8 protein-coding genes and 1 pseudogene are annotated in these 12033 nt (G+C 41.3%); 3 read left to right on the forward strand and 6 right to left on the reverse strand.

What is annotated here, in order from left to right:
* The first annotated feature begins 528 nt into the window (after window positions 1-528).
* The 3 genes and pseudogenes from V7K27_RS33730 to V7K27_RS33740 all read left to right on the forward strand — a co-directional run bounded on the left by V7K27_RS33730 (window position 529) and on the right by V7K27_RS33740 (window position 4515).
* A complete protein-coding gene (locus V7K27_RS33730) occupies window positions 529-1821 on the forward strand; it encodes an ATP-binding protein (protein WP_334953089.1) in 1293 nt (430 codons plus the stop codon).
* Window positions 1811-3640: a tetratricopeptide repeat protein gene (locus tag V7K27_RS33735; RefSeq protein ID WP_334953091.1), complete on the forward strand. Its 1830-nt coding sequence runs from the start codon at window positions 1811-1813 to the stop codon at window positions 3638-3640. The genes V7K27_RS33730 and V7K27_RS33735 overlap by 11 nt, the downstream gene beginning before the upstream one ends.
* 302 nt (window positions 3641-3942) lie before the next feature.
* Window positions 3943-4515 (forward strand): annotated as a pseudogene (locus V7K27_RS33740) (transposase).
* Window positions 4516-4607: 92 nt separating this feature from the next.
* On the opposite strand, the gene V7K27_RS33745 reads toward V7K27_RS33740, so the two are convergent.
* The 6 genes from V7K27_RS33745 to V7K27_RS33770 all read right to left on the reverse strand — a co-directional run bounded on the left by V7K27_RS33745 (window position 4608) and on the right by V7K27_RS33770 (window position 11659).
* Window positions 4608-5681, reverse strand: a complete 1074-nt coding sequence (locus V7K27_RS33745) for a PstS family phosphate ABC transporter substrate-binding protein (RefSeq protein WP_334953092.1) — start codon at window positions 5679-5681, stop codon at window positions 4608-4610.
* A 134-nt stretch (window positions 5682-5815) separates the two neighbouring features.
* Entirely contained in the window at window positions 5816-7087 is a 1272-nt protein-coding gene (locus tag V7K27_RS33750; protein ID WP_334953093.1) for a serine/threonine-protein kinase, read from the reverse strand.
* Between the two features lie 835 nt (window positions 7088-7922).
* Window positions 7923-8549 carry a cytochrome c oxidase subunit 3 gene (locus V7K27_RS33755; RefSeq protein ID WP_334953095.1) on the reverse strand — a complete coding sequence of 209 codons (627 nt, stop codon included), beginning with the start codon at window positions 8547-8549 and terminating at the stop codon, window positions 7923-7925.
* A complete protein-coding gene (locus V7K27_RS33760) occupies window positions 8534-8752 on the reverse strand; it encodes a hypothetical protein (RefSeq protein ID WP_334953097.1) in 219 nt (72 codons plus the stop codon). The genes V7K27_RS33755 and V7K27_RS33760 overlap by 16 nt, the downstream gene beginning before the upstream one ends.
* A gap of 7 nt (window positions 8753-8759) precedes the next feature.
* A complete protein-coding gene (gene ctaD / locus V7K27_RS33765) occupies window positions 8760-10496 on the reverse strand; it encodes a cytochrome c oxidase subunit I (RefSeq protein WP_334953243.1) in 1737 nt (578 codons plus the stop codon).
* Between the two features lie 74 nt (window positions 10497-10570).
* Window positions 10571-11659: a cytochrome c oxidase subunit II gene (locus V7K27_RS33770; protein ID WP_334953098.1), complete on the reverse strand. Its 1089-nt coding sequence runs from the start codon at window positions 11657-11659 to the stop codon at window positions 10571-10573.
* Between the last annotated feature and the right edge of the window lie 374 nt (window positions 11660-12033).

The raw sequence follows: 12033 nt of genomic DNA on the forward strand, positions 1-12033 counted from the left end.
GCCTCGGAAACCTAACCCCCAGCCCCTTCCCTGCAAGGGAAGGGGAGCAAGAATCAAAGCCTCTCGACCTTTCGTACCCCTCTTAACGCTCTTTTATTACTCTCGTCAGATTAAATTTGAAACCCTATTTTGACGTTAGTCCGCGTAGGCGGACTTTGTTTGTGTAGCCGCGATTTCTAATCGCCCGGTGTTTCTCTCGAAGCGTACCGTTGCACAATTTAATTTTATAAATGAAATGAAAATTTAATTTTATTTGTTAGGTAACTTTTACCATTTCAAATGTATAATCTATTATTTATTTATATTTATCCAATGTATAATCTATTATCTACTCTTATTTATATTCACCTTTATTACTTGTTTATTGGTTTAGATTGTGTAAGGTACAGTATCCCCTTTTAAAATATAAGGCAGTATCACCTAGTAGTCATTTATTGATAGAGTTAGGAAAGTTGTAATTACCTTAATTTCTACTTCAAAAACCATGAGCCATTATATGAATAGTTCCCATATTTATGGCACTATCCAATGTCTCAAGAATTATTAAACTCCTTTCAAGAAGCATACAGCAATCTCGAACTGTTTCCGTTGATGGAACGGAACGAAATGGAAAGATTTAGAGTCCAATATGGTGATGATTTGATTGCAGACCTTAACCAATTAGTGGAAGATAGCCCTAATCGAGATGGCAAAATTGTCTTTACAGGACATCGAGGATGTGGTAAGTCTACTTTGTTAGCTGAGTTTAGCAGACAAATTCAAAATAAATATTTTGTAGTACTATTTTCTATTGCTGACAAAATTGAAATGTCGGCGGTTAATCATATTAATATATTGTTTGCGATCGCAGTTAATTTAATGACAGAAGCGGAAGCCCGACAAGTTGATATTCCTCAATCTACTAAAGAAGCTCTTTATAAGTGGTTTGCTACCCGCACTCGCACTGAAGAATTAAATTTGCAGGCAGAAGCTAGCATAGGTTTTGACCTCCTAAAATTGATTAGCTCTAAATTAAAAGCTGATGCTAGCGTTCGAGATGAAATTAAACAAGAATTTGAACGCAAGTTATCAGATTTAGTTGCCAGAATTAATGAAATTGCTGCACTTATTCAAACTGCAACTAAACAAAACGTTTTAGTAATTATTGATGATTTAGATAAACTTGACTTAGGAAGAGTTAACGAAATTTATCGAGATAACATTAAAGCCCTTTGTCAACCTAACTTTCAAATTATCTACACCATCCCGATCGCAGTCCTTCGGGAAACATTTATCAGCACAATAATTGCCACTGAAACCAACGACCAAGTTGTGGCAATGCCTGTATTAAAAATCTTTGAGAAAGGTAAAAATCGTTTCCCTAACGCCCAACCTCGCCAGGAAGCAACAAAGATTCTCGGTGAAGTCTTACAAAAGCGGATATCCAGTGAATTAATTGCGGCACAAACTGCTGAAAAAATGGTGATTTATAGTGGTGGCGTATTGCGAGAGTTAATTCGGATTGCTAAGGAATGTTGCCGCATTTGTTTGCGGATGATCCGGCGAAATCCCTCAGCAGAAGTTATCATTGATGATAAAATTCTCCTGGAAGCAATCAATAAAATCCGCAATGATTTTTCCATACGTTTAGGAAAACTTGATATAGACATTTTACAGAGTGTTTATGAGCAATTTATGCCCAATGACCCTAAAGAAGCAGAGTTTTTGGATTTGCTACATGGGCTGTATGTTCTAGAATATCGCACTGATGAAACTTGGTATGATGTTCATCCAATTATTATCGAAACCTTGAGAATAAAGGGAGCTATTAATGTTAAATGAAGAATCCTTAGATGAGGAGGGAGAAAATCAAGATGCCTATGATGATTTAATTGTTTCTATTGAAGCTCAAAAACGGGGATTAAATTTACTGATTGCAGTTTGCGATGATCCTAGCTTTCGTGATGAGATTATTGCCCAATATGAAGCCGAATTACAACCTAAGTTTCGTCCATATCGAGTGACTTTAGCACGTCAGGAACCGAGCCTAAAAGCTGCTCTTAACCAACTGGTACAACAAGAAGAATATCTCCGTCAGCAGAATCCAACAGTGATTACTGTAACGGGTGCTGAACAACTTTATTTTCTCAGACTTGGAAATGAGCAATCAGAACAGGAGAAATTTTTTGGTTACTTACAGTGGACAAGAGAAGGATTGCGCGAATTTCCTTTTGCGATTGTACTTTGGGTAACTAATCAAATTTTAGTCAACCTGATTAAAAAAGCCCCTGACTTTTGGAGTTGGCGCAACGGTGTATTCCGGTTTGAATCTAAAAAGACAAATGCTATTCCTGGTAAAGAACTAGAACATATACGCTTTGTTTTTAGAGACACAGAATTAGCCAGCACAAATACTAATGAAAATAATCACTTTTTCTTGCCCATCCAAGATTTACAAAGGCTAATCGAGAAATTAGAACAGGAAGGGGAAACGAAAAACCCCACTTTGGCTACTTTATATTCAAGCTTAGGTGATATTTACCGCAGCAGATTAGAACGGGGTGAATCTCAAAATTATCAAGAAGAACAGGAATTAGCAATTAAGTATTTACGTCGGGCGAGTGAATTGCAAAATGAATTAGGTTTGCAGATAGACTTAGCTACTAGCCTGAACAATTTAGCAGGAATATATCGTGCAACAGGACACTACAGCGAAGCCGAACCCTTATATAAACAAGCTTTAGAACTGAGGAAACGCCTTTTAGGAGACAACCATCATTCTTTTGCTACTAGCCTGAATAATTTGGCGGGACTCTACAAATCTACTGGACAATATAGTAAAGCGGAACTCCTATATCAACAAGCTTTGGAACTTAGGAAACGCCTGTGGGGAGAAAATCATGCTGATGTTGTCGTCAGTCTGAACAATTTAGCACTACTATATGATGAACAAGGACGTTATGAGGAAGCAGAACCTTTGTATCTGCAATCATTAGAACTAGAAAAACATTTGCTTGGCGAAAATCATCCTTCTTTTGCTCTTATACTGAATAATTTAGCGCTACTTTATTATCATCAAGGACGTTATAGTGAAGCAGAACCGTTATCGCAACAAGCAATAGAATTAGATAAGCGATTTTTGGGAGAAGAGAATCCCGATATTGCAACAGATTTGCACAATTTAGGTTTAATATATCGCGCTCAAGGACGCTACAGCGAAGCCGAATCTTTGTTTTTGCAATCATTGGAACTCAAGCAGCGTCTATTACAAAAGGCGCATCCGCTTTTAGCAGATACTATCTACGCTCTTGGTTATATGTACAGGGAACAGGGGCGTTACAATGAAGCGGAACCTTTATGTATAAAAGCCTTAGAACTTGACAAGCAGCTATTGGGAGAAAATCATCCCAATGTTGCTGAAAGTCTGAATAATTTGGCAGAAATATATCGTGAGACGGGGCGTTATAGTGAAGCAGAACCTCTTTATCTGCAAGCTTTAGATATTTGTGAACGAGTCTGGGGTGTTAATCATATTCGTAGCGTCACTGTTCGTGAAAATCTAGAAAAACTTGCCGCAGCAATGGAGAATAATGGAGAGTGCGATGTCTTGTCTACGACACGCTGCGCGAACGACAACCCCTTCGGGGAACGCATTGTATAAAGCAAAATATGATTTTGGGTTAAGCTAAACGCTAAAATACAATAAAAAATGGCATATGAGATTCGGCAATGGATAAGATAAAACATTATCGAGAATTAATAAAACAAATATTGACAGAACATGCACAAAAAATTAGAACTAACACGGATAGAGTCAAGCTGTCGAGTGAATGTGAATAAATATTTTCAAATCGAGTGATAAATACATGAATATTTACCCAAGATCCCCGACTTCTCTAAGAAGTCGGGGATCTGATTGGATTAAAAGGGCATACTAAAAGCAAAATCTCATATTCAAAGCCTATGCCGCAACGACAAACCCCCCTGCAAGCTGGCAACTTTTAGCATGTCTATAATCGGGGGAACAATCGCCAAAAGATTTTCTTTGAGCGTGAGAACTATATTTATTTTCTCCGGTTGATAAGGGAACATCTCATCAGCAATGCAGTAGATATTGTTGCTTACTGTTTAATGCCCAATCATTATCATTTTTTGGTCTATCTGAGAGATGAAACTCTGTCTGATGCAATGAAATCTCTCTCTCTTTCCTACACAAAGGCAATTAATAAGCGTTTTAATCGTTCTGGGGTGCTATTTCAGGGAAGGTTTCAAAGTATTCATATTTTACAAACTGATTATCTTCTCAACCTCTCACGTTATATTCATTTAAATCCAGTGAAAGCAGAACTGGTAAAGCAACCTGAAGAATGGGAGTTTTCCAGCTATTTGGAATATGCAGGATTACGAGGAGGAACACTACCCAAAACAGAGTATATCAAGATGCAAATTCAGTCAGAATTAGCTTATCAGCAATTTTTAACGGATCATAATCTACCTGATAGCGCTGGTTTCAAAAGACTGCTGCTGGATGATTAGCCTGGGATAAGATCCCCGACTTCTTTAAGAAGTCGGGGATCTAAAGAAGTCGGGGATCTATGGTTAGGGGGCTTAATTGTTCTTCAAATCTACTAGCGAACCGCGACGAAACCAGCTTGTTGAATTGCTTTTTGCCCCTGGTGAGTTAATAAAAGTTTGGCATAGGCATCCCCAATCTGCTGTTCCCGACCTTTATTCTGCTTAATAATCACAAACAAGTTAGCAATAATCGGATAGCTGCCATTTTTGATCGCCTGAGTATTTAGCTGGTTGCGCTGACGTGGACATTGTTCAGGCGACACCAGAGGTTCCCGATAGGGGGGAATTAGCTGACCAGAAGTCCGACCCAATGGCAAAGCTTTCACACTACATTGAGGTACTACTGAACGCGCAGAAGCGTAATAGACACCACCAGGGTTTTTACTGAGTTGGCGCACTGCCTCTGTAGTAGAATAAACATACTGCACATTCGAGCCAAGTGCTTGCCCCTTCAAGTCGCTGTTGCTGAATATTACTGTGTCTGCGTCCTTTGGTTGTTGGGAAAAAGGCGTGATGGGTAGGTTTGGCCCACCTACTTGATTCCAGTTAGTAATTTTCCCCAAATAAATCTGCTGCAATTGCTCAACAGTTAAACTAGGCACATTGAGTGATGGGTTGACTACCACTGCTATCCCATCCATACCCACCTGACGCTGCTCAAGGGTGAAGCCTCGCTCTTTTGCGATCGCTTGTTCTTCATCTGTAAGGGGACGGGAGGACTGAGCAAAGTCTAGTTTCCCATCAAGCAACATCCGAATACCGGAGCTAGAACCAGGGCTACCATTCACAGGGTCTACGTAACGTAATTGTAGTTCAGGACGATCGCTCTGGATCTGAGAATCTACCAATTGCCGGATAGATGCCCAAGCTGTACTGCCTCCGTAATTAAATGAGGCAGTGGGGACATCAGCAACTGTCTGAAAAGTAGATGCAGTACTAGAAACGGTGTTGGAACTTTGATTAGAGGAAGAGTTAACGCTGTTGCGGGACAATAAATTCGGCTTCAGTAGCCACCAAAGCAATCCGCCAATAACTATAAGTGTCAGCACTTTACCAATAATCAAACCTCTCAGAAACACGGCGATTTCCGTATTAACTAAAGCTTTTTTTTGATTTGTATTGTCCATATCTTTAAATGTTGTTTATTATATTTATCCTACAGGAATCTCTAAATATTTAGGTTGAAAGCAAATCTGGAATAAGCCAGTTAGATGATTGCTGGTAGACAGTTAGATGATTGCTGGTAGATGATTAATTATTTCTAATGTTGAGATTCAATTTGCTTTTTGGTAGTCTTTGTAATGGTGGAATTACTTTTATAGACTCCTCTGTTAGCTGCTGATTTGGCTACTAGGCTATTCACATTAACATTAGTCAACTGTCTACCCATCAATTTTTCTATAAGATTATTTAATTGAGTAGGTTGGTTTGGATGCGATGTACCTGTACTAATAAATGTATAGATTAAAACTATTACTATCAAACTAGTGATCCCACCAAGCCCTATTCCCAGCAGCAAAAGAAAGTTTCTATAAGTTAGCAAATAGCTATCATCAGTATTTTGGTTTATGTCAGCAGATTGTGAGGACTGTGACAACACCAGATCAGAATTAAGCGCTTGCAAAGCTTCTGTAGCAGATTGGTAACGCTGGTTATAGCGATCGCAAACCATTGTGTCTAAAACATTTGCAAGAGCGCCACTTACCTGTGCTTTATCGCGCCAGATAACTTCTCCAGTATTGGGATCTTCTTGTAGTTGCTCAGGTATTAAACCTGTCAAAGCTTGAATGCCAATCATCCCGACTGCATAAATATCGCTGCAAAGTTTTGGCTTTCCCTTAGCCTGTTCGCTTGGCATATAGCCAGGAGTCCCAACAGCAATTGTTAAGCCTGCTCCCAAAGCACTAATTTTCTTAATACTCCCAAAGTCAATTAGCACAATCTTCTGATCGGTGTGCCGCCGCATTAAATTTTGGGGCTTAATATCTCGGTGAATAATATTATGTTGGTGGACGAAGGCCAGCACTTCCAGGATCTCTCTTAATAAATTTAAAACTGCATTCTCGCTAAGACGCTGACCTGGTACAATTTCTTGAGTCAAGGCATGACCGTCAATAAATTGCTGGACTAAATAGAAATCCCCATCTTCATTAAAATGGGCAAACAGTCTAGGGATTTGATCGTGCTCGTTGCCTAGCTGATATAAAACTTCCGCTTCCCGATCAAATAGCCTTTTAGCGATCGCTACAACCGCAGGATTGGGATCTTTTGGGTGCAAATGTTTGACGACACAATGGGGTTGTCCTGGTAAATCCCGGTCTACGGCTAAGTAGGTATCACCAGATCCTCCGCTTCCTAAGTGTTTGACAATCTCAAAGCGATTCCGAAGTGTTTTTCTGGCGAGATAGTGTTGATGTCTGTTACGTCTTGCACCTGTTAACAAGTAAGTATTACCAGATTCTCTGCTTTCGACCAGTTTGACAGTCTCAAAGCGACTCCGAAGTGTTTTTCTGACTAGAGGGTTCTGGCTCATGTGGCGTATACTACTTGTTAATTTGCTGACCATTCAGAGCTTGAGTAAGGTTATGAATAGCTGCCGCTACATTTGTTAGTATTTGATGGCAGTCGGTTTTTCAGGCTACCTATGCTTTGGAGTAGTTTTCTCATTAGCCGCTTGACTGGTTAATTTAATACCTTTTTTTCATAGGTATTCTAATCTAAAATTTATTTCTGGAATAGTTAAATAATTTTATCATTTAAATAAATTTAACACTAGTCCTCATTCCTTAGAACTGTGGGCAGAAAATAACATTCAGGAGTCAGATTAAATAATTCGTAATTCGTAATTCTTAAACAGTTGACAGTTGACAGTTGACAGTTGACCTGACTTTTCACGTTATGTGGAAAAGCCATGAAAAACCTAACCCCCTTCCCTACCAGGGTTGGGGGAAAATTCAAAGTCTCTCTCCTTAAAGGAAGAGAGAAATAGAAGTGAGGTTTTACAGATACCGTGAAAAGTCAGGACAGTTGACAACGAAGTTTTTAATTCGGGGATTTAAACCCCTCCTTAAAAACAATCCGCCTCAAGGCGGGGGCTTTAGACCAATTCACTAAAATTATGAAACAGATGTAAACCCTGAAAGGGTTGTTATATCTAAGTTTTTTAATTGCGAATGGGCGAAAAAGCGAATTGTGAATTGGTATTAGACCCATGCTATGAAAGTAACGGAGATTTAGAACCAGACTTACATACTTGCTTTTGTATTGAACTGGGGGACTTAAACTAAACCGTTTTTGTTAATTAAAAAAGCCCCCTAATGGAGGCTGATTAAGTTGTTCGCGTGGAGTGAACAACTAATAATTAATACTTACAGTAGATACAGTAATCCGAACAAAATAATCCAAATCACGTCAACGAAGTGCCAGTAAATTTCGGCTGCTTCAATACCAAAGTGCTTTTCGTTACTGTAGTGACCCGGAACGCGCGATCGCCATAACACGGCAACAATCGCCAAAACGCCGATGGTAACGTGCAATCCGTGGAAACCAGTCAAAACGTAAAATGCACTGGCAAATAAATTGGTAGTTAAACCAAATTCTAAATGGGTATATTCATATACTTGACCTATCAAGAAAATAGCACCCATGATAGCGGTAATTGCTAACCAGATTCGCGCCCCCCGCGTATCGTTCTTTTTGATCGCAGTGTCAGCATTGTGCATGACAAAACTACTAGAAATTAGATTGATGGTGTTAACTCCAGGTAGCAATAGTTCTAATTCTGGGGTACCGGCTGGAGGCCACACAGGTAAGGTAGCACGGAAAGCTAAATAGGCTCCAAAAAGTCCCATAAAAATCATCCCTTCAGCAATTAGAAAGACAAACAGCCCAAACAGCCGATGGTCTGGATGTTCTTCATGATGACCAACGGACGCTTCCGCCGCTTGATGATGATTTAGTTCGGTTTTAGCTGGGTCAATTATTTGACTTTGCATGAATTTTGATAAGTGGGGAGTGGGGAGTGGGAGTGGGGAGTGGGGAGTGGGGGAGTGGGGGAGTGGGGGAGTGGGGGAGTGGGGGAGTGGGGGAGTGGGGGAGATGAGGGAGATGAGGGAGATGGGGAAGAAGAACTATTAATTATTGAGCAATGCCCCATGCCCCATGCCCCATGCCCAATGCCCCATGCCCAATTCCCCATACCCTGTTTATTTGCGGTCTTCGGGATTGGCGGCAACCGCCGGATCGGGTTCTGCTCTTAATACTGAGTTTGGGCCGCCAGATAAGATTGGATTGGGATCATACAAAGGTACACCTTCTTTAGCCCTTTCCAAACCGTAATCATAGGGGCCTGTAGCCAGTACTGGAGTTTGAGCAAAATTCTCGATCGCAGGCGGTGAGGTTGTCATCCACTCTAAGGTAAGTGCCCTCCAAGGATTATTACCAGCTTTCTCGCCATACAACCAACTCCAAATTGCATTGATGATAAAGGGTAATGTCGAGACTGCCAGTATGTAAGAACCATACGTGCAAATTTCGTTCAGTGTGGTGAATTTGGGATCATATTGGGCAATCCGGCGATTCATGCCCATTAAACCTAGCTTATGCATAGGTAAGAAGGTCATGTTTAAACCCACAATAGTCAAGGCAAAGTGAACCTTACCCCAAAATTCGTTCAGCATCCGTCCCGTCATTTTCGGGAACCAATGGTAAATCGCCGCAAAAATGCCGAGAACACTACCACCAAATAGGACATAGTGCAAGTGTGCAACGACAAAATAGGTATCGTGAACGTGAATATCAAAAGGCACTGCTGCCAACATCACGCCACTGATCCCGCCAATTACAAAGGTGCCAACAAAGCCGATGGCAAATAGCATAGCGCTGTTCAGCTGGATTTTTCCACCCCACATCGTTGCTAACCAACTAAATATTTTAATTCCCGTGGGTACGGCAATGATCATGGTGGTGATCATAAAGAACATCCGCAACCAACCGGGGACACCACTGGTAAACATGTGGTGCGCCCAAACAATTAGCCCTAAAAAGCTGATAGCGAGAGAGGAATAAGCGATCGCTTTATAGCCAAAAATCGGCTTGCGGGAATGAATCGGGATAATTTCTGAAATTCCGCCAAAGAAGGGCAAAATCATGATGTAAACGGCTGGGTGGGAGTAAAACCAGAACATGTGCTGGTATACTACCGGGTCGCCACCGCCAGTCGGGTTAAAAAATGTTGTCCCGGCAATTAAGTCAAAGGAAAGCAGAATCAAACCTGCTGCTAAAACTGGGGTTGATACCAAAACCAGCGCCGAAGTAGCGAACATCGCCCAGCAGAACAAGGGCATTTTGTGTATGTCCATGCTGGGAACACGCATCTTCAGCAATGTGACAAGGAAATTTATCGACCCCAAAATTGAGGATGTACCCAGCAGCAGGACACTCATAATCCAAATGCCTTCACCGACTTGTCCTGTTACCAAACTTAGGGGAGGGTAGGAAGTCCAACCGGCATCTGGTGCATCGCCCACTACTAAACTAGCGATCAGCAACACACCCGCAGGGGGAATCATCCAAAAGGCAACAGCATTCAGCCGCGGAAATGCCATATCTTTTGCCCCAATCATCAGGGGAATTAGATAGTTAGCAAACCCTGCCCCTGTTGGCACGATCCACAAGAAAATCATGATCGTGGCGTGCAGCGTGAACAGACTATTGTAGACTTCTGGGGTGACAAAATCTACCTCTGGGGTTCGCAGTTCTGTGCGAACCAATTCAGCCATGACGCCGCCAATGCAGTAGAAAATAAACGAAGTGACTAAGTATTGAATCCCAATCACCTTATGGTCGGTTTGAAAACCAAAGTAATCTTGCCATTTTCTGCTCCCTGGTTCATCAACAAGGACTGGGATATTGGCAGTTTCTTGCAACTGAGCTTGTGTCATGGTCATTAGTCATTGGTCATTGGTCATTGGTCATTAGTTATTAGTCATTGGATTTTGACTAAATAACATATTGACTAATGGTGAACTTGATGCAGGATTTCTGGCTGAATTCCCATGTCCTTGATGTAAGGAGCAAGAAAATCATTTGGGGATAGATCGGCAGGGTTAACAGCAACGGCTTGATTTAGCGTTTCTTTGCTGGCAACTAACTGTTCTTGCACCCATTTCTCAAAGGCTTCTTCTGTCTCAACGACTACTGGCGCTCTCATCGCTCCGTGGTAGGGGCCACAAAGTTCAGCACAGATTAGGACGTAATCGCCTGCTTTTTTGGGGGTGAAGCGAATCTCGCTTTGCCTACCGGGGATCGCATCTTGTTTCAGCCGGAACTCTGGCACCCAGAAGGCATGAATGACATCGTTGGCTGTCATATTGATTTCCACTTCCCGTCCGATAGGGACGTGCATTTCACCTGTAGTTATACCAGTTTCAGGATAAGTGAAAATCCAAGCATATTGTAGACCAGTGATGTTGACCTGTAATTCTGCTGGTTTGCCTGCTTTTTCAGGACTGCCGCCAATTGTCGGGGCAACACTACCTACACCTGGAGCATTCCGCAGTTGGGGAATTTGGTCAGCATTGCGGACTTCTGCGGTAGCTGGGTCTTGCATTGCCTGATCAGATTTTTCTTGATTGAGGTTGGGTTCGCTGCTGCCAGGAGTATCGCTTAAAGTTGCCGCGATCGCGGTTCCATGCCCTGGCATTTTCATCGACTCCTGATTCATCGGTGCTTCATGGATAGCATGGGGATCAAAGCCACCGATTTCGTTATACACATCAAAGCTGTAAACTGAAATGCCGAAAACGATAATTGCTGGGATTGCCGTCCAGAGAATTTCTAGAGGTATATTGCCCTCAACTGGTGGACCGTCTTCATTGTCGCCTGGACGCCGACGGTATTTAATAGCAGAGTAAATTAAAATACCTTCTACGAGCAGGAATATACCTGTAGAAACGATCATCATCGCGTTGAATAGACCATCCACCAATACGGCTTCATCCGTTGCTGCTGCTGGCAACAGACCGTGATTTTGACCGTACCAAAGGCTGACTAATGTTAGCACGATGCCAATGAGTAATGTCCAGATTGAACTTGGAATCTTCACGGCTTACTTAATTGAATTTACTACGTTAGCTCAAAGCTACCCACTTACTAAGGTAGTCTAGGCTGTAAGAGATAGAGTCCAAAGGTCTGAAATTTTTATTAATTTTTTTGACTATTTTACTAATCTTGAGTATGAGTCTAATATCATGTAACGCCAAAAATAGATGTAAATCAATGTAAAAACTTAAGGAAAAATTTAGAATGTTTAAATTAATGGTGATTAATCAATTTCTCACATCTTGAAAAATACCTAAAGCTTCAGGCAAAACATTGCTGGAGTGATTCAAAGTATAAGTGAGTGCCAATCTATAAACCTTTAGCCTATACGCTAGGGTGTAGATGGGACGCTAAAAGAAAATTGAAAATTTTAAGAGA

The organism is Nostoc sp., assembly GCF_036919575.1.
GTDB lineage: Bacteria > Cyanobacteriota > Cyanobacteriia > Cyanobacteriales > Nostocaceae > Nostoc.